This window comes from Acidaminococcus sp. AM05-11, assembly GCF_003472805.1.
GTDB classification, from domain to species: domain Bacteria; phylum Bacillota; class Negativicutes; order Acidaminococcales; family Acidaminococcaceae; genus Acidaminococcus; species Acidaminococcus hominis.
On the sequence record NZ_QRMX01000003.1, the window covers coordinates 132,652 to 154,450 of the forward strand.

The 21,799-nt window shown below is 56.7% G+C and carries 20 protein-coding genes and 6 tRNA genes; 25 read left to right on the top strand and 1 reads right to left on the bottom strand.

What is annotated here, in order from left to right; all coding sequences use genetic code 11:
* The first annotated feature begins 100 nt into the window (after nucleotides 1–100).
* The 24 genes from DW089_RS02890 to DW089_RS03015 all read left to right on the top strand — a co-directional run bounded on the left by DW089_RS02890 (nucleotide 101) and on the right by DW089_RS03015 (nucleotide 19,816).
* Nucleotides 101–1,501 carry a hypothetical protein gene (locus tag DW089_RS02890; protein ID WP_105326238.1) on the top strand — a complete coding sequence of 467 codons (1,401 nt, stop codon included), beginning with the start codon at nucleotides 101–103 and terminating at the stop codon, nucleotides 1,499–1,501.
* A gap of 48 nt (nucleotides 1,502–1,549) precedes the next feature.
* Complete coding sequence (locus DW089_RS02895) at nucleotides 1,550–2,149, top strand: YSC84-related protein (RefSeq protein ID WP_105326237.1); 600 nt, start codon at nucleotides 1,550–1,552, stop codon at nucleotides 2,147–2,149.
* Nucleotides 2,150–2,160: 11 nt separating this feature from the next.
* Nucleotides 2,161–2,844: a tRNA (N6-threonylcarbamoyladenosine(37)-N6)-methyltransferase TrmO gene (gene tsaA / locus DW089_RS02900; RefSeq protein WP_118286744.1), complete on the top strand. Its 684-nt coding sequence runs from the start codon at nucleotides 2,161–2,163 to the stop codon at nucleotides 2,842–2,844.
* Nucleotides 2,845–2,972: 128 nt separating this feature from the next.
* On the top strand, nucleotides 2,973–3,596 hold the full coding sequence (locus DW089_RS02905; protein WP_118286745.1) for a hypothetical protein: 624 nt from the start codon (nucleotides 2,973–2,975) through the stop codon (nucleotides 3,594–3,596).
* 102 nt (nucleotides 3,597–3,698) lie between these two features.
* Nucleotides 3,699–5,024 carry a lipase family protein gene (locus DW089_RS02910; protein WP_158572311.1) on the top strand — a complete coding sequence of 442 codons (1,326 nt, stop codon included), beginning with the start codon at nucleotides 3,699–3,701 and terminating at the stop codon, nucleotides 5,022–5,024.
* An 18-nt stretch (nucleotides 5,025–5,042) separates the two neighbouring features.
* Entirely contained in the window at nucleotides 5,043–5,930 is an 888-nt protein-coding gene (locus tag DW089_RS02915; RefSeq protein WP_118286746.1) for an amidohydrolase family protein, read from the top strand.
* Nucleotide 5,931: 1 nt separating this feature from the next.
* Nucleotides 5,932–6,396, top strand: a complete 465-nt coding sequence (locus tag DW089_RS02920) for a YhcH/YjgK/YiaL family protein (RefSeq protein ID WP_105326232.1) — start codon at nucleotides 5,932–5,934, stop codon at nucleotides 6,394–6,396.
* 220 nt (nucleotides 6,397–6,616) lie between these two features.
* Nucleotides 6,617–8,599 carry a TonB-dependent siderophore receptor gene (locus DW089_RS02925; RefSeq protein WP_199614491.1) on the top strand — a complete coding sequence of 661 codons (1,983 nt, stop codon included), beginning with the start codon at nucleotides 6,617–6,619 and terminating at the stop codon, nucleotides 8,597–8,599.
* A 246-nt stretch (nucleotides 8,600–8,845) separates the two neighbouring features.
* Complete coding sequence (locus DW089_RS02935) at nucleotides 8,846–9,829, top strand: ABC transporter substrate-binding protein (RefSeq protein ID WP_105326230.1); 984 nt, start codon at nucleotides 8,846–8,848, stop codon at nucleotides 9,827–9,829.
* Nucleotides 9,826–10,806 (top strand): iron ABC transporter permease, encoded by a 981-nt coding sequence (locus tag DW089_RS02940; protein ID WP_105326229.1) that lies wholly within the window; start codon nucleotides 9,826–9,828, stop codon nucleotides 10,804–10,806. Before DW089_RS02935 ends, DW089_RS02940 begins: the two co-directional genes overlap by 4 nt.
* A gap of 5 nt (nucleotides 10,807–10,811) precedes the next feature.
* Entirely contained in the window at nucleotides 10,812–11,591 is a 780-nt protein-coding gene (locus DW089_RS02945; protein ID WP_105326521.1) for an ABC transporter ATP-binding protein, read from the top strand.
* The gene (locus tag DW089_RS02950) at nucleotides 11,591–13,363 is read left to right on the top strand and encodes an ABC transporter ATP-binding protein (RefSeq protein WP_105326228.1); all 1,773 of its coding nucleotides are present in this window, start codon (nucleotides 11,591–11,593) and stop codon (nucleotides 13,361–13,363) included. Before DW089_RS02945 ends, DW089_RS02950 begins: the two co-directional genes overlap by 1 nt.
* A complete protein-coding gene (locus tag DW089_RS02955) occupies nucleotides 13,360–14,019 on the top strand; it encodes a MotA/TolQ/ExbB proton channel family protein (protein ID WP_118286748.1) in 660 nt (219 codons plus the stop codon). Before DW089_RS02950 ends, DW089_RS02955 begins: the two co-directional genes overlap by 4 nt.
* On the top strand, nucleotides 14,016–14,438 hold the full coding sequence (locus DW089_RS02960; RefSeq protein WP_105326226.1) for a biopolymer transporter ExbD: 423 nt from the start codon (nucleotides 14,016–14,018) through the stop codon (nucleotides 14,436–14,438). The genes DW089_RS02955 and DW089_RS02960 overlap by 4 nt, the downstream gene beginning before the upstream one ends.
* Complete coding sequence (locus tag DW089_RS02965) at nucleotides 14,425–15,162, top strand: energy transducer TonB (protein ID WP_105326225.1); 738 nt, start codon at nucleotides 14,425–14,427, stop codon at nucleotides 15,160–15,162. Before DW089_RS02960 ends, DW089_RS02965 begins: the two co-directional genes overlap by 14 nt.
* A gap of 123 nt (nucleotides 15,163–15,285) precedes the next feature.
* Nucleotides 15,286–17,259 carry a TonB-dependent siderophore receptor gene (locus DW089_RS02970; protein WP_233547542.1) on the top strand — a complete coding sequence of 658 codons (1,974 nt, stop codon included), beginning with the start codon at nucleotides 15,286–15,288 and terminating at the stop codon, nucleotides 17,257–17,259.
* 11 nt (nucleotides 17,260–17,270) lie between these two features.
* Nucleotides 17,271–17,795 carry a flavodoxin family protein gene (locus tag DW089_RS02980; protein WP_105326223.1) on the top strand — a complete coding sequence of 175 codons (525 nt, stop codon included), beginning with the start codon at nucleotides 17,271–17,273 and terminating at the stop codon, nucleotides 17,793–17,795.
* 9 nt (nucleotides 17,796–17,804) lie between these two features.
* A complete protein-coding gene (gene hutW / locus DW089_RS02985) occupies nucleotides 17,805–19,202 on the top strand; it encodes a heme anaerobic degradation radical SAM methyltransferase ChuW/HutW (protein WP_105326222.1) in 1,398 nt (465 codons plus the stop codon).
* 101 nt (nucleotides 19,203–19,303) lie between these two features.
* Nucleotides 19,304–19,378, top strand: a tRNA-Asn gene (locus tag DW089_RS02990).
* A gap of 2 nt (nucleotides 19,379–19,380) precedes the next feature.
* Nucleotides 19,381–19,455, top strand: a tRNA-Glu gene (locus DW089_RS02995).
* Nucleotides 19,456–19,462: 7 nt separating this feature from the next.
* A tRNA-Val gene (locus DW089_RS03000) sits at nucleotides 19,463–19,538 on the top strand.
* 34 nt (nucleotides 19,539–19,572) lie between these two features.
* Nucleotides 19,573–19,649, top strand: a tRNA-Pro gene (locus tag DW089_RS03005).
* An 8-nt stretch (nucleotides 19,650–19,657) separates the two neighbouring features.
* A tRNA-Gly gene (locus DW089_RS03010) sits at nucleotides 19,658–19,731 on the top strand.
* A gap of 8 nt (nucleotides 19,732–19,739) precedes the next feature.
* Nucleotides 19,740–19,816, top strand: a tRNA-Arg gene (locus DW089_RS03015).
* A 107-nt stretch (nucleotides 19,817–19,923) separates the two neighbouring features.
* Here DW089_RS03015 and DW089_RS03020 read toward each other — a convergent pair.
* Nucleotides 19,924–20,481: a hypothetical protein gene (locus DW089_RS03020; protein WP_105326221.1), complete on the bottom strand. Its 558-nt coding sequence runs from the start codon at nucleotides 20,479–20,481 to the stop codon at nucleotides 19,924–19,926.
* 400 nt (nucleotides 20,482–20,881) lie between these two features.
* Between DW089_RS03020 and DW089_RS03030 the strand changes: the two genes are divergently transcribed.
* The gene (locus tag DW089_RS03030; protein WP_118286750.1) at nucleotides 20,882–21,796 is read left to right on the top strand and encodes an AAA family ATPase; all 915 of its coding nucleotides are present in this window, start codon (nucleotides 20,882–20,884) and stop codon (nucleotides 21,794–21,796) included.
* Nucleotides 21,797–21,799: the final 3 nt, after the last annotated feature.

Genomic DNA, 21,799 nt, shown 5'->3' on the forward strand with positions numbered 1-21,799 from the left:
AACGGTTTTGCTTTCTCAAAGGGCGGAACCGTTTTTTGCGTCCCGGACCGTTTTGGTATATACTAAAATAGTACAATTCTAAGATAAAGAAGGGATACTCATGCAAAAGACGAAAATATTGAGCTTGGCCATCCTGGCAGCCCTGCTTTCCAGCCCCTGTGCCTGGGCCGCAGAACCCACTCCCGCAGCCGCAGAAACGGCCGCTGCCCAGACCGATACAATGACTACTGGCAGCACAGAGGCCGCTGAGGACGAAACCACCGTTTACGGCAATGCTTCCGTTCCCATGCCCGACGCCCCTTTGGACCTGGTAGAATTTACGGCAGCCAAAATGGTTTCCGGGGAGAAAGTCACCCTGGCGGACAGTTACGCTGCCTTGAAAAACGATGAAAATATTGTGCTGGTGAAAAACGGCGCAGACGTTACCCTGTCCCACGGCGCCCTAAACAAAACCGGGAATACCACCAGTGTCCGGGGCAGCAAGTTTAACGGCCAAAACGCCGGGGTCCTGGCTGCAGATGCCACCCTGGCCCTGGACGGCTGCACCATCCGGACGGAAGCGGACGGCGCCAACGCCGTATTTGCGGCTGGGCCCAAAGGCGTCATCAAGATTCATGATTCCAATATCCGTACCACGGGGATAAATTCTCGGGGCCTGGATGCCGTAAAAGGCGCCAGCATTACTGCAGACAACATCAATATTGGCACCACGGGCCTCCGGTCCGCTGCTCTTGCCACCGAGCCGGCAGGGGCCGTGCTGAACGTCAGCAAGAGCACCGTAAATACCAGCGGCCAGGCCTCGCCCCTGGTGTACTCCAAAGGGGACATTACCCTGGCTGAGGCCAAGGGCGCTGCCGCAGCCAGCCAGATTGCGGTAGTGGAAGGCGGCAATATTGCCCGGCTGGAATACGTGGACGTGTCCGGTTCCGGCACCCACGGCATTCTGCTGTACCAGAACGGGGTCCGGGCTGATGGGGCCAATCCCACCCGGCTGTCCGTGAAAAATTCTGCCCTGCGCAGCCTGAAAACTGGCCCCCTGTTCTACGTGACCAATACCCAGGCCCGGATCTATTCCGAACTGAACACCCTCCAATACCTGGGCGGGGAACTGATCAAGGTTTCCGCCGGCCAGTGGGGGACGGAAGGGTCCAACGGAGCAGACCTGACCTTTATGGCCAACCAGCAGGCTCTGTTTGGCAACATCTCTGTGGATAATGCCAGCACCCTGGTATTGGATCTGCAAAACGGCAGCCACTATTCCGGCGCCATCAACCGGAGCCAGACGGCCAAACGGGTGGACGTCCAATTGGACGCTTCTTCTTCCTGGCAGGTGGCCGGTACCAGCTACATTACTTCTCTCAAGGATGCGGACACCACCCTGGCCAACATTAAGGGCAACGGCTTCACCGTTTATTACGACGCAGCCGATGCAGCCAATGCAGCCCTGGGCGGCAAGACCTACGAACTGCAAAACGGCGGCTATCTGAAGCCGGTGAAATAAGCCTGAGATTCAGGCCTCCGGACCGGGTCCGGAAGAAAAGAGGACATCATGAAAAAACTCAGCAGGATTTTCCTTTGTGTCATCATGGCGCTTTTGGTCTGCCTGCCGGCAGCCTCCGCTTTGGCGGCGCCCAGTGCCAGTGACCTGGCCAGTGAACGGGCGGAGCTGAGAACCAAAACGTATAAGGCTCTGCTCCAGCTCTACGAAAAGCAGCCCAAATCCCGGGAAGCCATCCAGCATTCCTATGGATACGCCGTGTTTGTGGATACCAGCTACAATCTGGGCCTGTTGGGCGGTGGTCACGGCCGGGGCCGGGCCATCAACCAGCACAGCAAACGGGAAGTCTTTATGAAAATGAGCCAGATGAAGGTGGGCTTGGGGGTGGGTGTACTCCAGTCCAACATCATCTTTGTCTTTGATACCCCGGAAGCCTTTGATTCCTTTGTGAAGAAGGGCTGGACCTTCGGCGGACAGGCTGCGGCCGCAGCTCGGGACGGTGTGCACGGGGATTCCCTGGAAGGCGCTTTCCAGGTAGCCCCCGGCATGTGGATGTACCGGGTCAGCACCAAAGGCCTGGCAGCCGAACTGGGCATCAACGGCACCCGGTTCACCGTGGATAAAAAGCTCACCGAGCCCAATAATCTTTAAGGAGGCGCCCTATGAGCGAAACAGGGGAATTGACCCTGCACCCGGTGGCCTGGTACCAGGGGGACCTGAAGGAAAAATTTGGCCTGCCCCGGCAAAGCGGGCTGGTACCCCAGCTTGCCGGCAAGATTATTATGGCTGAGGGGTTCCGCAGGCCGGAGGCCCTCCGGGGGCTGGAAGGCTTTTCCCACCTATGGCTGCTTTGGGGCTTTTCCAAGAACCATACCTGGTCCCCTACGGTGCGGCCGCCCCGGCTGGGCGGCAATACCCGGCTGGGGGTCTTTGCCACCCGGTCGCCTTTTCGGCCCAACCCGTTAGGGCTTTCTCTTGTGGAAATTAGGGAAATCCGGCTGGAGGGTCCCCAGGGTCCGGAAATCTGGGTGGCGGGGGCAGATTTGCTGGATGGCACCCCCATCTACGATCTCAAGCCCTACGTGCCCTACGCTGACGCCCGGCCGGAAGCTCGCAGCGGCTTTGCTCCGGCAGCGGATGCCCAGCTTACCGTGGAAGATCCCCAGGGCCTTCTGGAAGCCCTGCCCCAGACCCAGCAGGAAGCCCTCCGGGGCGTCCTGGCCCAGGATCCCCGGCCCCATTACCAAAAGGACCCGGAGCGGGTCTACGGTCTGCGGTTTGACCGGTGGAATGTGAAGTTCCGAGTGGACGGAAATACCCTCTGGGTTGAAAAATTGGAAGAATAAGCAGAAGGACCTTCGGAAAGTGCCGGGGGTCCTTTTCATTTTACAGTATCGATAAATTCTCTTGCACCAATCCTGATTTTTGTAGTATGATTACATAATGAAACCAAATTTGGAAGGAGCGTATGCAAATGCTGAAAAAAGCTGTCCTGGCGGCTGCTATGACCCTGTGTCTGGGGATGGCCCTGCCCGCTTTTGCTGAAGTAGAAAGTGCACAAGCCTCGGTAGGTCTTTTGGATATGACCTGGCCCCAGGTAAAAACCGACAACAAGGCTGCGGACAAAATGGTGAACCAGAACATCAAAGCTTTCATGGACGACTTCCGCAATGGCTTTGTGGACCGGAAATTTACCGCTGGCAAAACCTGGTATGAAACCAAATTCGAAGATCCCCAGCTGCTTTCCCTGCTGCTGAGCGATGTGCGCACGGAAGGCTCTGTCTCCACCCAAAGAACCGTAGGCGCTGTCTACGATATGTCCACCGGCGACCGGCTGCCCCTGGCCTCCTTTGTCCGGATTACCCTGGCTGATATCAACGACCGGCTGAAAACCGGCTTCTACCGGGATGGGGATGTGCATGTGTACCCGGACCATCCGGCAACCCGGATTCCCACGGACTTTTTCCTGAACCCGGACGGCAGCATCTGCCTGCTGTACCAGACCAATGAAATGGGAAGTCTGCTGGAGGGCAATGTGTACCTGCGGCTGAGCCCTCAGGACATTTCTGCCCTGAATGCCAAGAATCCTAGAAAATAATCAGAAAAGGACAATATGCTGCTGAAACAATCAAAAAGCCGCTGGAGGCACAGGCTCAGCTGGGGGACGGCGTTCCTCTGTCTGGCCGTGCCTCATTTGTCTATGGGGGCGGCAAACCTAGAGACCCAGCAAACCCTGGACAAGCTCCAGGAAGCCTCCCTTACGGTGCTGGCCGCCTCCATCTGCGCCGGTACCTACGACAACGGCTCTGAAAAAAGTACGGGAAACCGCTACCTGGCTGACTACGGCTGGGATACCCAATATTACGCCTTTCAGGACGGCAAGGCCCAGGTGCATTTCACCCTGGCCCGGCATCGGGGCCTGGTGCAGGGCAAGCCCCTGGCCGTACTGGCCTTCCGGGGCAGCCAAACCCAGGGAGACTGGCAGCTGAACCTGAAAACGGATCAGGTGCTCTTTCCTGGGGGAAAACCGAAAGAACCGGAAGCTAAAAACGCTCCTGCCGTCCATCAGGGTTTCCTCCAATACGCCAGGGCCGCCCTGGACTGTCCAGTGGACCTGGACGGGGACGGCACCCCGGACAATATTCCGGCGTATTTAAAGACCCACCCGGACCAGCAGCTGCTGCTGACCGGCCACAGCCTGGGCGGCGCCGGTGCTGTGCTGTACGGGGCAGAACTGGTGCAGCAGGGGGCTTCCCCCAGCCAGCTGCCCATTATTACCTTTGGGGCTCCGGCAGTGGGAAACCCGGCCTTTGCCAAAACCTATGGAAGCAGGCTGGACCTTTTGCGGATCTATACCAGCCTAGACCCGGTGCCCGGCCTGGTGCAGACCTTCTGCGGAGGCTACCAGCAGTTTGGCCGGGAAAAGGAGTACCGGCTGTCCGGGAACTACACCGATTACCAGCACCCCATTTCCTATTACCTGGACCTGGCCGTGCGGGATTACCATCAGGTGCGGAAAGAAGCCCTGGATGAAGGGCTTATCCAGCCTTTGCCCAAACGTTCCCTAAAGGGGAATGGACCCATTGTGGCACTTGCCGTTTTCTGTAGGGACAATGGGGCGGATACCCGTTTTTCTCCCGATCTTAGCCAGTTCCTGCTGGACGAATACCGGAGCCTGCTGCCCCGGTACGTGGTCATTGCCAGCGAGCATACCCGGGAGGCCGGGGAAGAAATACCGGCTCAGGACCTTCGGGGCAAAGCTCTGGCCGCAGGAGCCCAGTACCTAATTGTGGTTCACGGAGAACGCCAGCGCCTGGGCCAGACGGACAAATGGGCCATCAGCCTGGGCCAGGAAGTCGTTGACCTGAAGAACGGGGGCGTGCTGTCCCTGACTACCGGCAGTACCCGGGTCCGCTTTGAGCAGGGCATTCTGCAAAGCACCCTGCGGCTGCTGGAGAACCAGAAAATTGCTTTACGTCAGCTTCTGCCGGTGAATTCCCAGCAGACTGTTAACGAAATAGAGTAGGAGAAGAGGGGAATTATCATGAAAATCATCGATGGGCATATGCACTTTTACCGTACCCCGGGCTTTGACCAGTTGGCCAAAGAGGCCGGTCATGAAAATACGGCGGAGCATTATCTGAAGGCCTGCAAGGAAAATAACGTGGTCATGTCCGTGGTTATGGGCAATGCACCCCTGGGACCTTCCCTGTACGGGGGCACGGTGCCCCGGGTGCCGGACCTGGCGGGGCCCTTTGACCTGGAGCATTACAACCAGCCCAAGGAAATCGTCTACTGTGCCGGGGTGGACAGCAACGCCCTGACCGAAAAAAACTGCCGGGCTACCGCCAAGGAATTTGAGCGGGTGCTTCAGACGCCCCAGTGCGTGGGCATCAAGATTTACCTGGGTTACAGCCTGGTCTATGCCTACGACAAGCGCCATTTCCCCCTGTACGAACTGGCGGAAAAGTACAATGTGCCGGTGGTCTTCCATACGGGAGATACGGCTGGGGGCCATGGCCTGCTGAAGTACGCCCATCCCCTGACCATCGATGAAGTGGCCATGCAGTTCCCCCGGGTAAAATTCGTCATTGCCCACTGCGGCAACCCCTGGATCCTGGATGCCATGGAAGTGGTGGCCAAGGACCCCAATGTGTACGTGGACCTGTCGGGCCTTTTGGAAGGCCGCTTTGACGGCGCCGTATTCTACGAAAAGCACCGGGATTACTTCAGGTACATGAGAATGTGGCTGGACTATGTGAACCGCTATGATAAGGTGATTTATGGCACCGACTGGCCCCTGATCAACATCCGCAGTTACATTGACGTGATGAAGCTAGTGATTCCAGAAGCCCATTACCAGGAATTCTTCTATGACAATGCCCGCCGGGTATTCAGCAAAATCAATCCATTGCTTCCCAAGGAGGAATAATATGATTACAGGCAATCCCCAAGATATGGCAAGAATGGCCAAAGCGCTTCAGGGCCGGGTGGCCCAGGCCCTGGAAATCCTGTCCCAGCTGGACGTAAAAGCCCTGCCGGTGGGCAAGACCCCCCTGGACGGGGACAACATCTACGCCAGCGTCAACGAGTACGCTACGGAACCCTGGGCGGACCGCCGTCCGGAAAAGCATGAGCAGTACATCGATATCCAGATTGTAGCTGCCGGCCGGGAAATTATCGGCTACGGGGACGTGGAAAATGCCGGCCCCATGACCGAAGACAAGCGGGAAACCAACGATGTGTCCTTCTACGCCTCTGTGACCCAGGAAAAGAAGCTGGAGCTGGAAGAAGGCCAGTTCGCCATCTTTTATCCCTGGGAAGTCCATCGCCCCAACTGCCAGTTTGCCGGCAGTCCGGAGCAGGTTAAAAAAGTGGTGGTGAAGGTGAGAGCCTAAGCCCCTGAAAATGCTGAGGAACCGAGTCAATGCAGCTGCATTGGCCCGGTTTTTTGCTGACCTGGGCAGCCGCAGGGGGAAGAACGGCAGAATTTTCCCCAGCTGTTTTCCTTTTGGGGCAACCTGTGGCATAATAGGGAAGAACCTGGCCGCAGCAGGCGCGCACACAAAAAAAGCCTGGAGCGGCCATACGCATCAAGAAGAAGTGAAGGAGCAGCAGATGGAGAAGCAAGGCATCACACGGAAAATCCTTTTGGCCCTGTGCCTGGGGGCGGCTGGCACTTTGCCAGCCGGCACGGTGCAGGCAGCGGCAGCGGCGGAGCTGCCGGTTTACGATTTGGGAGAACTGGTGGTTACGGCCACCAAAACAAAACTGGATAAAAAAAGTGCACCTATGTCCGTACAGACCATTACGGAAAAGGATATCCAGCAGATGGGCGCCTATAACGTCACCGATGTGTTAAAAACGGTGGCCGGCCTCAATGTAAGGGAAATCAGCACGGAACGTGGGGGCGTGCCCCTGGGGGCGCAGGCCTCCCTCCGGGGCATGGGTACCTCCGCCACCCTGATTCTGGTGGACGGCCGCCGGCTGGCCGGGGAAGATTCTGGCAGCACCCGGAACGTCTACGAACTGAACCGGCTGAACCTGCACCAGGTGGAACGGATTGAAATCATCCGGGGAGCCGGGTCCGGGCTGTACGGCAGTGATGCCATGGGCGGGGTCATCAACGTCATCACCAAAAAGGAGCAGGCAGAAGGCGGCTACGCCGGTACCCAGCTGGGCTCCCGGGAAAACTCCGTGTACGGGGGCTATTCCACCGGGGACGTGGGCAAGCTGAATCTGAACTTTAACTACAACCTGACGGAAGTTCGGAAGCAGGACCAAAAGGTGGGAACCAACCTGTACGGTCCCAAACGGGATTTTGGCTTCCAGGGCAATTACCAGTTCAATGACCACAGCGGCTTGGACTTTGGGGCTTCCTTCCTGAAGGAGCAGTACCAGTCCCTGACCTACGGCAATACGGCGGCGGGAAATATGCGCGAGTGGTACGACAACAACCGGACTGACGCTCATGTGAAATACTACGGCTTTGACCGGAAAAACGACTACGAGTTCCAGACCTATTACAACCGGCTGGGAAAAGAATCCCGGCAGCGCAGCACCAGCGCCTGGCAGGACTTTGACCATGCCAAGTACGAAACCACCGTAATGGAGGGCAAGAATACCTATCGTGCCAACAAGCAGCATACCCTGACCTACGGGGCCGAATACCGCTGGCAGAAGGCCGGGGGCACCCGGCTGGGCAGCGGCGCCGGCGGAAACCAGGAGGAAACGTATTTGGGCATTTCCAAGGCCTATTCCTCCGCCAGCCTGGATTCCTACGCAGCCTACGTCCAGGACGAATGGCGGCTGTCGAACAAGCTGTTTTTCGTGCCCAGTCTGCGCTACGACCATTACGACAGCTTTGGTGGGGAGTGGTCCCCTCGGGCCGGTCTGACCTACAGCCTGAGCAAAGCTGTCCGGCTGAAAACCAACTATGGCTTGGGCTACCGGGCTCCCAGCATTTTTGAGCTGTATTCCCATATGAACCGGAACGAAGGGCAGACCCAGGTCCAGGTTTATGGGAACAGCCAGTTGGAAGCGGAAAAGTCCCGGACTTTTGACTTTGGCCTGGAAGCGGAAAAAGGCCGGAGCACCGGCCGGCTGACCTATTTCCACAACAAGGTGGACAACCTGATTGATGCCCAGCTGCTGCGCCGGCAGGGCCGTACCCTCTATTTCCAGTATGCCAATATCAAGCAGGCAGTGATGGACGGGGTGGAAGGGGAGTACGCCTACCGCTTCGACAAGCACTGGGACGCCAAGCTGAACTTTACCTACTTGGACGCCCGGGACGGCAGCACCGATGCCCGGCTTACCGGACGGGCCCGGCTGAATGGCCTGGTGCAGCTAAACTGGACCGATGCCAAGCCCAATCCCTGGACCGCTTCCCTGTATACCCTGTGGTTCAAGGATTTCCTGGACGCCAGCGGGAAAAACTATACCTACAGCACTACCAACCTGGTGGTCACCAAGGACCTGAACAAGACCACCCATTTGTACGCCGGGGTGGACAATCTGTTCAACAAAACCTTCTCCTATGAGGACGATTTCTCTATTTACGGCCGCACCTGGCGGACCGGGGTGGAATTCCGTTTCTAAGGGGCAGGGAGCTCTCTTTTAGGACCTGTTTTAGAAAAATAAAATTGGAAGTTTCTTGCAAACAGGCTTTCATAAATTGCAACCCATTGCCAAAAAGTACGAGTGAATGCGTGATACATACATTGACTCGTACTTTTTTCAGTGGTATACTATCCCTGCTAGTTAGTAAATACTAACTATTTAACATAATGAACAGCCTAAAGCTAGGAATACTTATATTAAATAATTAGAAAGGACTAACTTATCGTGAAAAAATGGATGGTGCTGGGCCTGGCTTGCTGCCTTCTGCTGGCGGCAGGCTGCGGGGAACAAAAGCAGGAAACAGCGGTAAAAACAGAAAATCAGGTGGTACTGCCTTATCCGGAGAATATGCAGAAGCTGGGGTTTACGGAAAGCGTGGTACTGCCCAAACAGCCGGAGCGGGTCATCTCTCTGGCCAATACCCCTGTCCTGGCCCTGGAAACTCTGGGAGTTCCCCAGGTGGGGATTCCGGATACCAAGATTCTCCAGTGGCCGGACAGCCTGAAACAGCGGGCGAAACTACTCCAGACGGGTATGCGTTCCAATATTGATCTGGAAACGGTGCTGACCCTAAAGCCGGACCTGGTGCTGGTGGGCGCCCATGCCAAGGATACCTACGGAAAACTCCTGGAGCGGGAAAAGATTCCTGTCTACTATGTGGCAGCGGGGCCTGCTGTTCCCTATGAGGACGTGAAAGCGCTGACCCTGATTCTGGCCGATGCCTTAGGGAAAAATAAGCCGGCTGCTCAGAAAATCAAGGACGATTTTGCTGCTATGGAACAACGGCTGAACCAGCAGCGCAAGGAAAACCAAGGGAAAAAGGTACTGGTACTCCAGGCTGCTCCGCCTCGGTTTTTCCTTCAGAACAAGAACGGCACCGTAGGCTCCATGCTGGAGCTGCTGGGCTACACCAACGTGGCTCCGGCAGCAGGCGGCGCCATGGTGCCCATGAACCAGGAAACTGCCCTTTCCTATGAGCCGGACCTGCTTGTCTGCGTCAGCGCCATGAATGGGGAAGACCAGCAGCGGGAGGCCATGGAAAAAGAATTCCAGGAACATGCCGCCTATTGGAACCATTTTGCAGCGGTGCGCCAGGGCAAGGTGGTATATCTTCCTAAGTGGTTTGCTATCTCGGGCGGTTTGGATGAACTCCAGCAGTTGGATGCCCTGATGCAAAAACTGGCGGAAACGGAAGGAGCCCGCCCATGAAGGGTGGGGAAAAAGAAACTACAGGGCTTTGCCTGCTGCTGCTCCTGGTTTTGGCCGGCCTTTCCCTTTTGGCTCTGGGTCTTGGCAGTGCCTGGTTTTCGCCCCGGGAGATTGTGGAAGGTCTGTGGCAGGGGGACGGCACCATTCGCTTGGTGGTGCTCAACCTGCGGCTGCCCCGGATTCTGATTGCTGTTCTAACCGGCTGCGCCCTGTCCCTTTCTGGGGCCCTGCTCCAGGCGGTGATGCGCAATCCCCTGGCTGATCCCGGCATTATTGGGGTTTCCGCAGGGGCGGTAACGGCAGCTACTACCGTACTGCTGCTGGCTCCTAAGCTGCTGCTTTTGGTGCCCCTGTTCGCCTTTGGCGGTGCCCTGCTGGCCTGCGTCATCATCTACCTGCTGGCCTGGAAACGGGGCGTGGATCCGGTGCGGATCATTCTCTCCGGGGTGGCGGTAAACGCTGTGCTAGGGTCCTACACTTCCTTTCTCCAGCTGCTCAATGCGGACAACCTGTCCGGGGTGCTGGGCTTTTTGAACGGGAGCCTTTCCGGCCGGGGCTGGGACCAGGTCTTCCTGGTGGCTGTCTACGCTGGCGTAGGAATCCTGCTGACCCTGTGCTGCATTAAGGGCGCCAATATTCTCCAATTGGGAGACGAGATGGCTTCCAGCCTGGGAGTCAACGTAAACGCCTGGCGGATTGGGATTTCGGCAGTGGCTGCGTTTTTGGCAGCGGCTACAGTGGCCGTAGCCGGGATGATTGGCTTTGTGGGTCTGGTAGTGCCCCATATTGCCCGGCTGCTGGTGGGAGCGGATTACCGCGCCCTGGTACCAGTTTCTGCCCTTTTGGGCAGCTGTACCCTGCTGGCCGCGGATACCCTGGGCCGGGTACTGATTCCCAGTATGGAAATCCCGGTGGGCCTGGTAATGGCCATGACCGGCGGTCCCTTTTTCTTATATATGCTGCGGAAGAAAGGATGATGAAGATGCGGCTTTATGGTGCGAAGCTGGGCATCGGCTACGAAAACAGGCTGGTGCTTCAGGATTTTGATATCTCGGTCCAAAAGGGAGAAATTACCACCCTGATTGGACCCAACGGCAGCGGCAAGTCCACGGTGTTAAAAACCTTGACCCGGCTTTTGGCTTGCCGCAGCGGTACGGTGTTCTGCAACGGGGTGGACCTGCGGCGGATTCCGTCCAAGGAGTTTGCCCGGCAGGTGGGGGTCTTGCCCCAGCAGCATCTGGTGCCTCCGGGGTTTAAGGTCAAGGACCTGGTCAGCTATGGCCGGGTGCCCTACCAGAACTGGCATCAGGGCAACTCCTCGGAAGATGAGGCGGCGGTGGAACGGGCCATGCAGGCCACTGGGGTTTGGGGCCTCAGGGATAAAACCGTCTACGCCTGCTCTGGGGGAGAGGCCCAGCGGGTGTGGATTGCCACGGTGCTGGCCCAGGAACCGGAAATCCTCTTTCTGGATGAACCCACTACCTTTTTGGACGTTGCCTACCAATACGAGGTGCTGCAGCTGGTGAAAAAGCTCAACCGGGAGCAGGGCATGGGCGTGGTCATGGTTCTCCATGATCTGGGCCAGGCCCTGGAAATCAGTGACCGGGTCATCGTTATCAAAAATGGGAAAAAATATGCGGAAGGAACCCCGGAACAGGTGATTACCTCGAAAATGCTTTGGGAGGTCTACCACGTGGAATGTGAAGTGGTGCGGCTGCCCGGCCGGCGCAAACCCATACTGGCCTACCGGGAGATTTCGTGATGCCAAGGGGCAGTGCAGCCTGGCAGCGCTCGGACTTTCGCGCTTTCCTCCACTATTTTGCCCGGTACCGGAAACTGGCCTTTTTTCTGATGCTGGGCGCTGCCGCAGGGGCTGCCCTGGAACTGGTGTTTCCCCTGGGGGTCCGGCAGATCCTCCATACGGAGCTGCCTAAGGCGGCCTGGCCGCCGGTGCTGCGCTGGTGTATAGGGTTGGGACTGGTTTATCTGCTGAACTTTCTGGTACTGTTTGGGGTTTCCTATGGGGGAGGGCTCCTCAGCGCCCAGCTGGAAAATGACCTGCGGCAGGAGCTGTTCCGGCATCTGCAAACCCTGCCCTTTGCTTTCTTTGATAATGCCAAAACCGGCCAGCTGCTGGCTACCCTCACCGGGGATGTGGCGGAAACCGGAGAACTGGCAGCCCGGCTGCCCGGGGACCTGCTGGTCAGCGTGGTGAGCCTTTTGGGCACCGCCTGTATCCTGCTGTATCTGGACCCTTTGCTGGGCGGCCTTGTGACCCTGCTTATGGGCCTTAAAGCTCTCCATACCATTTGGATTAATCTGAAGCTCAAGGCTACTTTCGGTCAGGTCCGGCAGGAATACGGCCACTTGTCCGCCATTGGGGAAGAAAACCTCAGCGGGGTCCGCATGGTCCGCGCCTCCACCGCAGAGAGCTGGAGCGTCCGGGCCTTTGCCCGGGCTTCCAGGGCCTATCTGGCAGCCCGCCGCCGGTCTTTTGGCATCCGGTCCTATTTTGGGGCCAGCGTGAACTTTTTCACCAATTCCATCTATTTGGCCATTCTGCTGGCAGGCAGCTGGCAAATCCAGCGAGGCGCCCTGCTGCTCAGTGACCTGGTGGCGTTCTTCCTCTATGTGGGCGTCTTTATCAAACCTGTGATGAAGCTGGTGCTTTTTGTGGAAACGTACCAGCAAAGTATGGCCGGGTTCCGGCGCTTTCGGGCCCTGATGGGCGAGGCGGCTGAGGACCAGGAGCCGCTGCCGGAACTGCCGCCGGTGCAGGGCAAAATAGAATTTCAAGATGTATCCTTTGGGTACCACCCGGGAAACCCCGTGCTCCAGCACATTTCCCTGGTGATTCAGCCCGGGGAAAAGGTGGCATTTGTCGGTCCCACCGGTACCGGCAAAAGTACCCTGATCAGTCTGCTGCTGCGCTTTTATGAGCCCCAGTCGGGCAGCATCCTGGTAGACGGCCGGGATATTTCCCAATATTCCCGCCGCAGTCTGCGCCGGCAAATTGCCCTGGTGCAGCAGGACGTATTTCTTTTTTCCGACTCGGTGTGGCACAACCTGGTGTACGGTACTTTTGAATGCAGTGAAGAAGAAGTCTGCCGGGCTGCAGAGGCGGCCAGAGCCCTGGACTTCATCCGGCAGCTGCCGGAACAATTTGCTACAGAAATTGGCGAACGGGGCATCAAGCTTTCCGGGGGTCAGCGCCAGCGGCTGGCCCTGGCCCGAGCCTTTTTGAAGAATGGCGCCATCGTGGTGCTGGACGAGGCCACCTCGGCCTTGGACAACATTACGGAAGCCCAGATTCAGGGAGAATTGCAGCGGCTGAGCCGGGGCAAGACCACCCTGATGATTGCCCACCGACTGAGCACCGTGGCCCAGGCTGACACCATTGTGGTGCTGGACCGGGGCCGAATTGTGGAAAAGGGCAGCCCAGCGGAGCTGCTGGCCCGCAAAGGCGCCTATTACCGGCTTTGGCAAAAGGAAACCGGAAAACTGGAAGAAAAGGAAAGAAGGAGACAAAAATGAACATCTTTGCGGTAGGTTTGGATTATTTTATCAAAGGCGGCTGGGTCATGTACCCCTTGCTGCTGTGTTCCTTGGCTGCCGTGGCCATTGGCGTGGAACGCTTCCTGTTCTTTCGGAAGGCGGACAGCGGCCGGGCGTTTACCAAGGGCTTTTGCCGCTATATTGAAAATAATGACTGGAACCATGCCAAGGCTTTGGCCGACCATACCCAGGGAGAAATTGCCAAGTTGGCCACCATTGTCATGGACCGGCACGACAATTACGAGTACCTGGAAAACTTTATCAGCTACCGGGCAGAACGGGCCCTGGACAAGTTCGAAAAGAATCTGCCCTACCTGAGCATCATCGTGACCCTGTCCCCGGTGCTGGGGCTCTTAGGTACGGTAACCGGCATGATGGGCGCCTTCAACAACCTGACCCAGCGCATGGCCAACCCCATGTCCGTTACGGCAGGGCTGGCCGAAGCGCTGATTACCACCGTGTTTGGCCTGTGCATCTCCATTGTGGCCGTTTGCTTCCACGGGTATTTTGAGCGGCGGATGAAGCTGCTGACCCTGAACCTGGAAGAAATGGGCAATACCCTCCTGGAAGCCGTCCGGAAAAAGACGGAAAGGGAAACCCCGGAACTGATGCAAGGGGGCAGAAGACGGGCATGATCAAGCTGAAAAATCGCAAGAAACAGGAAATCGGGATTATGATCAGTCCCATGATTGATATGAGCTTTCTGCTGCTGGTTTTCTTCGTGGTCAGCACCATGAGCATGAGCGAAGTGAAAACCGTTCCCGTCCAGCTGCCGGCAGCCTCCCAGGTGCAGCTCCAGCAAAGCAGCCAGTTTGCCGTGACGGTAAAGGCGGATGGCAGCCTCTATTTGGGTACCACCCCCATTACCCAGGACACTCTTTTGGCCCAGGCCAAAGCCCAGGCCGCCCAAAACCCCAACTTTTCCCTGGTGATTTATGGGGACGGCAAGGTCCCCTACGAGGCCATCATCCACCTGCTGGATTCCTGCAAGCAGGCGGGCATTACCCGGGTGGGACTGGTGGCAGAACAGGCGGCGCCCCATGCAGCTCAATAATTGCCAAAAGGGTATTACCGTTTCCCTGGGAGCCCATCTGCTGGTCTTTGTGCTGCTGGGCCTGGCAGGCTGGCAGAGCTGGGAGAGCCGGCAGCAGGATAACCGCATTTATACCGTACAGATTGTTTCCGGCGGAGTGCCGGGAGCAAAAAGCGGCGGTGGCACGGCGGCAGCCTTACCGGCCCAGCCCAGTCAGGCTGTGAGCAGAACCCAGGTACGCCCCAGCAGTGAGATTCCTCTGCCGGGAGCCACACCCGTCCCTGCGGCAAATGCTTCTGCCCCCCTGGAGGCTCCGGAACCTGCGGGCGCAGCTGTAGGTTCCAGTGCCGCCACAGGTACAGGAACAGGAGCAGGGATAGGTTCTGGTACCGAAGCCGGCAGTGGGGACGGCAGCGGCACAGGAGAAGGTACGGGAGGCGGCGGCCCCAGCTTTGATGTGGACGCCATCCAACCCGACGTTTCTCCGGAGCTTTTGAGCTCCGTTCCGGCTGCCTATCCGGAGCAGCTGCGGAGCCACGGCATCCAGGGCAGCGTCCGGGTGCAGCTGGTGGTGGGCAAGGACGGTTCGGTGGAAACGGCCTCCGTGATTGCCAGCTCCGGCTACGGGCTCATGGACCAGGCAGCCCTTGATGCTGCCTATGGGTATACCTTCAGCCCGGCCTACAAGGAAGGCATTCCGGTGCGGTGCTACGCCACCCGGACTTTCCGGTTTTATTTGCATTAATTGCTTTATTTGGATTATGGGATTTCGCCTGGCAGGTCTGGGGAGTGGGCCTGCCGCCAAAGGCAGTCTATATAGTACAATGCGGGAGCCTGACTTATAATGCACTGATAAAGGAGAATGATGATGGATAAACAACGGATGACCCGGCAAATTGTCTTGGCCCTGTGCCTGGGGGTGGCAGCAGGAGGCGCGCAGCTGGGGATTGCCCAGGCCGCTGCTGCAGAAACGGAGGACTTGGAAGCCTATGATTTGGGCGAAACAGTGGTAACCGCTACCAAGACAAAACTGGCTGAGAAAAAAGTGCCTATGTCTACGCAGGTCATTACGCAAAAAGAAATCAAGGAAACAGGTGCCTATAATGTCCGGGACGTGCTGAAAACCCTGGCCGGCCTCAATGTAATGGAAGCCGGCATGACCGGCAACATGGTGTCCATCCGGGGGATGGGAACTTCTTCCACCCTGATTCTGGTGGATGGCCGGCGGATGTCCGGGGAGGACTCCGGCAGCACCATGAACGTGTACGAACTGAACCGGGTCAACCTCCAGGACGTGGAGCGTATCGAAGTGATCCGGGGCTCCGGCTCCGGCCTGTACGGCAGTGATGCTATGGGCGGGGTTATCAATATCATCACCAAGAAGAACCAGAAGGAAGGCGGTTACGCCGGCACCCAGCTGGGCTCCCGGGAAAGTTCCGTCTACGGAGGCTATTCCACCGGGGATGTGGGCAAGCTGAACCTGAATTTCAACTACAACCTGACGGAAATCCGTAAGCAGGACGAAAACGGTGATACCAATATGTACGGGCCCAAACGGTACTTCAATTTCCAGGGCAATTACCGGTTCAACGACCACAGCGGCCTGGACTTTGGGGCTTCCTTCCTGAAAGAACAATACCGCTCCCTGACCCTGGGCACCACCTCCGCCAGCGATATGACGGAATGGTACGACAACAACCGGGCGGATTACCATGTGAAGTATTACGGCTTCGACAAGAAGAACGATTACGAAATCCAAACCTACTACAACCGGCTGGGGAAGGAATCCCGGAAACGGACCAGCAGCTCCTGGCAGGACTTTGACCACGCCAAGTATGAAACCTTTGTGGTAGAAGGGAAAAATACCTACCGGCCCAACACCCAGCATACCCTGACCTACGGGGCGGAGTACCGGAAACAAAAGGCTGGGGGCACCCGCCTGGGGGCAGGGGCCAGCAATCCCTATACGGAAACGTACCTGGGCATGAGCAAGACCTATTCTTCTGCCAGCGTGGAATCCTACGCCGCCTATTTGCAGGATGAATGGCAGCTGTCGGATAAGCTGTTCTTTGTGCCCAGTATCCGCTTTGACCATCACGAAAGCTTTGGCGGGGAATGGTCGCCCCGGGCCGGCCTGACCTACAATCTGAGCCAAAATGCCCGCATCAAGACCAACTACGGCTTTGGCTACCGGGCTCCCAGCATTTTCGAACTGTACTCCCATATGGACCGGAATATGGGCCGGATGCAGGTACAGGTTTGGGGCAACAGCGAACTGGAAGCCGAGAAATCCCGGACCTTCGATATTGGCCTGGAAGCCGAGAAGGGCAAGAGCACGGGCAAACTCACTTATTTCCACAACAAGATCAGCAATATGATCGACAGCGAGTTCCTGGGCCGCTTTGGCCGGGCAGTCCGGTACCGTTACGTGAACATCAACAAGGCGGTGATGGACGGCGTAGAAGGGGAATACGGCTATCGTTTCGACAAGCATTGGGACGCCAAGCTGAACTTTACCTACCTGGACGCCAAAGACGGCAACACCAACGCCCGGCTTACCGGCCACGCCCGGATGAACGGACTGGTGGAGTTAAACTGGACCGACGCCAAACCCAATCCCTGGACTGCTTCCCTGTACAATATGTGGTATAAGGACTACCTGGATGGGGAAGGCAAGAACTATACCTACAGTACCACTAACTTTGTGGTGACCAAGGACCTGAACAAGAACACCCATATTTATGCCGGGGTGGACAACCTGTTCAACAAGACCTTCTCCTACGAGGATGCGTTCTCCATTTACGGGCGCACCTGGAGAGCAGGCGTGGAATTCAAATTCTAAGGAGGCTATTGATGAAAAGCATCGTTTTATATTCTTCTCGGACCGGAAATACCAAAATGGTGGCAGAGGCCATTGCCTCTGCCCTGCCCAAGGGCACACCCTGCCTGGATATCCAGAAATTGCAGGAGCCCTTGGACGCCTACGACTGCGTGTTCATGGGCTACTGGGTGGATAAGGGAACGGCGGACGCTGCCTCCCAAAAGGTCCTGGCCCAGCTGCACAACCCCCATGTGGCCCTGTTTGCCACCCTGGGCGCCAATCCCAAAGGGGAGCACGCAATGAAATGCCTGGAAAACGGCGCCGCCCTGCTGCCTCCAGGCCAAAAACCGGAAGCCTGCTTCATCTGCCAGGGAAAAGTGGATCCCAAGCTCATTGAAGCCATGTACCAGCGCTTTCCGCCGGAAAGCCTCCACGGCAGAAATCCTGCCAGCGAGGCCCGGCATAAGGCTGCCTCCACCCATCCGGACGCCACGGATCTGAGAGATGCAGCGGCTTTTGCCCGGGAGGTGCTGCTGTCCATCCAGGCGGGGAACTAAGGAGGAATTATGGACCTGAAAAGTTATTTTAATCAGTTGACAACCAAGGAGCGGGAACTGCAATTTGGCCGTAAGGCCGCAGACCCTCTGCGGCACGCCTTTGACGTGAAACGGGTGGTGCATGCCGGCATGAACGGGGAAATGGTGCCGCCGCCCCTGGCCCAAAAGACCTGGCAGGACCTGATGCACCAGAAAGTCCAGGGACATCCCACCCAAATGGCCTATTTCCATATTCCTTTCTGCAAAACCAAATGCCTGTACTGCGGCTTTTTTCAGAACGGAACGGACCAGGCGGCAGAAGATGCCTATATCAAACGTCTGATTCGGGAAATCGAAATGGATGCTGCCCTGCCCAGACTCAGCGGGGCGCCCATTCAGGCCGTGTTCATTGGGGGCGGTACGCCCACCTCCCTGTCTCCGGAAAATGCTGGCCGGCTGCTGTCCACCATCCAGAACTGCCTGCCCCTGGCCAACGATTATGAGCTGACCCTGGAAGGGCGGATCCACGACCTGGTGCCGGAAAAAATGGACGTGTGGTTTAAAAACGGGGTGAACCGGATGTCCCTGGGGGTCCAGTCCTTCAATACGGAGGTGCGCCGGGCCGTGGGCCGGCTGGACGACCGGGAGGAAGTGCTGCGCCGGCTGCAAACCCTGTCCTCCTATAACCAGTGCTCGGTGGTCATCGACCTGATGTACGGCCTGCCCCTGCAAACCCAGGAGGTCTGGCAGGACGACGTGAAGACCCTGGTGGACTCCGGCATTGACGGGGCGGACCTGTACCAGCTGGACGTATTTGAACAAAGCGACCTCCATGTGTACATCCAAAAGGGCAAGCTGCCTCCGGCGGCTACCACCCAGGAGCAGTCTGCCATGTTCTCCTTTGGCAAGAACTATCTGGAAGCCCAGGGCTACAAGCGGCTGAGCTACTGCCACTGGGCAAGAAACAACCGGGAACGGAGCCTGTACAATACCCAGGCCCGCTGCGGAACCCACCTGTTCCCCTTTGGCTGCGGGGCAGGGGGCCATGTGGACGGCCTTTCCACCATGCTGGAGCGCCGGCTGCCGGCCTACCAGGCCGCCATTGACCAAGGGAGAAAACCTCTGATGTTCCTGATGCGCCAGTCCCCCTATGCCCCTTTGGCAGAAGTGATTATGGGGCAGATGAACCAGAGCCGGCTGGACCTGCAAAAGCTGATCCGTATGGAACCCCGGCTGAAAGGGTTGGAATTTTTGGGCTCCCTGTGGGAGGAATATGGCCTGTGGCAGGATAACGGCTATCTGTACCAACTGACGGAAGCAGGGCAGTTCTGGCAGGTGAATATGACCCAGACCCTGCTGGAGAGTGTGGAGCATCTCCTGGGTGGTTCCAGCCAAATTCACCAGAAAAAAGTGGCCGCCCAGGGCTGATTTTCCGCCCCCTGAAAAATCTTAAAAAAGTTTTAAAAAGTTGTTGACAGAAACCCCCATCTCTTATATAATACTTTTTGCAACGCACTAGCGATGCAAATTCCCCGATAGCTCAATGGTAGAGCACTCGACTGTTAATCGAGTTGTTGTAAGTTCGAGTCTTACTCGGGGAGCCAATGGCCGGATGGTCAAGCGGTTAAGACACCGCCCTTTCACGGCGGTATCGGGGGTTCGATTCCCCCTCCGGTCACCATTTTCCCGGGCGATTAGCTCAGCTGGGAGAGCGTCTGCCTTACAAGCAGAATGTCGGCAGTTCGATCCTGTCATCGCCCACCATTTTTTTTTGTAAAAACTGCAAAGTGATTGACGACGGGGCGTAGCTCAGTTTGGTAGAGCACCTGCCTTGGGAGCAGGGGGTCGTAGGTTCAAATCCTGTCGCTCCGACCACATTATGTGCGGGTGTAGCTCAATGGTAGAGCACTAGCCTTCCAAGCTAGCTACGTGGGTTCGATTCCCATCACCCGCTCCATTTCTTTTGGCCCCGTAGCTCAGCTGGATAGAGCAACGGCCTTCTAAGCCGTGTGTCGAGTGTTCGAATCACTCCGGGGTCACCACTTTAAGATAAAAGCGAATGTTGCCGAGTCATCGGGACATTCGCTTTTTTGCGTTATAGGAAGTATACAGAAAGGGCCAGGCGGATTGCGTTCCGTCTGGCCTTTTTTTATTTGCGGATGGAAATATGTACGAACGGCTTAATGAGAACGTCTTTCGGATTCAAAGCATTTACGTTTTTCCAATTGATATTTTTGGCTTGGTCATCTCTCATTTCTGCCTGATAGAGTTTAATCATGGACTCCTGGCCAGTGGCCTTATTCATAGCTTTGTCAGTGACAATAAAGGCCGCATGGGCTACAGGCACTCCGCTATTAAAGGCTCCGTTAAAAGCTGCTAGGGATTCCATGCCTAGCAGAGCCTGCGCATGGTCAGGAGTCAGCATGGAGCCAAAAGAGGCATTAATAACTACGTTATATTTATCTCCCAGGGGATTAATGTCGATGCTCTTGATAGGGCCAATATCCTTTTGGGTATTTTGTGAGTTATTGACTGCATCGATGATGCCTTTTTGGATTTTTCCCTCTGGCGTGTCGATTTTTTGAGTTTGGACAGCTGCCGGAACTTTTGCGTCATCCTTTTTATCGGATCCACACCCTAGGACTCCAAAGGCCAGCAGGGTGGCCATGGACAATGCTGCGAACTTCTTCCCTACGTTTTTCATCATTTTTTTCCTCCTAATCTCTAACATAAAACTCCACTTACAGAAATACCCAAAGCATCAAAAAAATAATGCAAAAAAAGGCCGATAACTATTGGAAGGGGAAATACAATAAACGTGGCGATTACGAATGCGGTGTTTATGGTAGCGAATTCGTAATCGCCTACTTCGTGTTCCCTTAGCCATCGTACAACCTGCTTGAACTTCATATTTCCACTTCCCATAGCTTCTATTACCTTTATTATATGATCTTCTCCCTTTTTCTTCAACCCAAGGGGAATCAGGCGGCTCACGCCCCGCTCAGACAGCTTCTGCAAAAGGGACATTTCTTTCCCGGGATTCTGCACCATCCTACTGGGAAAATGCTATAATTATCACAGATTGCGACGGAGGGAGCGGGCAGAGTATGCTGGATTTTTTACGGAAAGAACAGGTTTCAGAAGAACTGATTGCCGGGGTGGAGGCCTATAGGAAGGCCCATCCGGTGGAAGAACAGTGGAAGAACCGGGTGCCGGTGCCCCGTTTCCCGTACTATGGCAAAAAGGTCTGGGAGGAGGCCATTGCGGCCCTGCTGTGCGGCCAGAACCTGCTACTAGCAGGGCCTAAGGCCACGGGCAAGAACGTATTGGCAGAAAACCTGGCAGCGGCCTTCCAGCGGCCTATGTGGAATATTTCCTTCCACATCAACGTGGATGCCACCTCCATGCTGGGCACGGATACCTTCCGGAACGGGGAAGTGGTGTTCCGGCCGGGGCCGGTGTACCAGTGCGCCCAGTGGGGCGGCTTTGGGGTTTTTGACGAAATCAACATGGCCCGGAACGAAGCCATGGCCGTGCTCCATTCCTTGCTGGACTACCGGCATCGGGTGGACATTCCCGGCTACGACCTGCTCCAGGCCAACGAAGCCTGCCGCTTTATTGCCACCATGAACTACGGCTACTCCGGCACCCGGGAACTGAACGAAGCCCTGACCTCCCGGTTTGCGGTAATCCAGTTGCCGCCCATTGACGGGGCCACCCTGGACCGGCTGCTCTCCACGAAATTTCCTACGCTGAAAAAACAGGCCCGGGAGGGCTTTGGCCAATTGTTCCTGGACCTGGAAAAGAAGTGCCAGGAAGCGGAAATCTCCGAGCGGGCGCTGGACCTGCGGGGCCTTTTGGACGCCCTCCAGTTGATCCAGCAGGGCCTGGAAGCCCACGATGCCCTGGAAATGGGTCTGGTGAACAAATCCTTTGACGAATACGAGCCCGGCATTATCCGGGATGTGATCAAGCTGCGCATTCCCTCCACCTACCGGAAGCAGGATATCTTTGAGGAGTGAGGG

Bases quoted from the DNA above. Each gene is read 5' to 3' on its own strand.
- DW089_RS02890 (WP_105326238.1), top strand. From the start codon at position 101: ATGCAAAAGACGAAAATATTGAGCTTGGCCATCCTGGCAGCCCTGCTT.
- DW089_RS02895 (WP_105326237.1), top strand. From the start codon at position 1,550: ATGAAAAAACTCAGCAGGATTTTCCTTTGTGTCATCATGGCGCTTTTG.
- tsaA (WP_118286744.1), top strand. From the start codon at position 2,161: ATGAGCGAAACAGGGGAATTGACCCTGCACCCGGTGGCCTGGTACCAG.
- DW089_RS02905 (WP_118286745.1), top strand. From the start codon at position 2,973: ATGCTGAAAAAAGCTGTCCTGGCGGCTGCTATGACCCTGTGTCTGGGG.
- DW089_RS02910 (WP_158572311.1), top strand. From the start codon at position 3,699: ATGGGGGCGGCAAACCTAGAGACCCAGCAAACCCTGGACAAGCTCCAG.
- DW089_RS02915 (WP_118286746.1), top strand. From the start codon at position 5,043: ATGAAAATCATCGATGGGCATATGCACTTTTACCGTACCCCGGGCTTT.
- DW089_RS02920 (WP_105326232.1), top strand. From the start codon at position 5,932: ATGATTACAGGCAATCCCCAAGATATGGCAAGAATGGCCAAAGCGCTT.
- DW089_RS02925 (WP_199614491.1), top strand. From the start codon at position 6,617: ATGGAGAAGCAAGGCATCACACGGAAAATCCTTTTGGCCCTGTGCCTG.
- DW089_RS02940 (WP_105326229.1), top strand. From the start codon at position 9,826: ATGAAGGGTGGGGAAAAAGAAACTACAGGGCTTTGCCTGCTGCTGCTC.
- DW089_RS02945 (WP_105326521.1), top strand. From the start codon at position 10,812: ATGCGGCTTTATGGTGCGAAGCTGGGCATCGGCTACGAAAACAGGCTG.
- DW089_RS02950 (WP_105326228.1), top strand. From the start codon at position 11,591: ATGCCAAGGGGCAGTGCAGCCTGGCAGCGCTCGGACTTTCGCGCTTTC.
- DW089_RS02955 (WP_118286748.1), top strand. From the start codon at position 13,360: ATGAACATCTTTGCGGTAGGTTTGGATTATTTTATCAAAGGCGGCTGG.
- DW089_RS02960 (WP_105326226.1), top strand. From the start codon at position 14,016: ATGATCAAGCTGAAAAATCGCAAGAAACAGGAAATCGGGATTATGATC.
- DW089_RS02965 (WP_105326225.1), top strand. From the start codon at position 14,425: ATGCAGCTCAATAATTGCCAAAAGGGTATTACCGTTTCCCTGGGAGCC.
- DW089_RS02970 (WP_233547542.1), top strand. From the start codon at position 15,286: ATGGATAAACAACGGATGACCCGGCAAATTGTCTTGGCCCTGTGCCTG.
- DW089_RS02980 (WP_105326223.1), top strand. From the start codon at position 17,271: ATGAAAAGCATCGTTTTATATTCTTCTCGGACCGGAAATACCAAAATG.
- hutW (WP_105326222.1), top strand. From the start codon at position 17,805: ATGGACCTGAAAAGTTATTTTAATCAGTTGACAACCAAGGAGCGGGAA.
- DW089_RS03020 (WP_105326221.1), bottom strand. From the start codon at position 20,481: ATGATGAAAAACGTAGGGAAGAAGTTCGCAGCATTGTCCATGGCCACC.
- DW089_RS03030 (WP_118286750.1), top strand. From the start codon at position 20,882: ATGCTGGATTTTTTACGGAAAGAACAGGTTTCAGAAGAACTGATTGCC.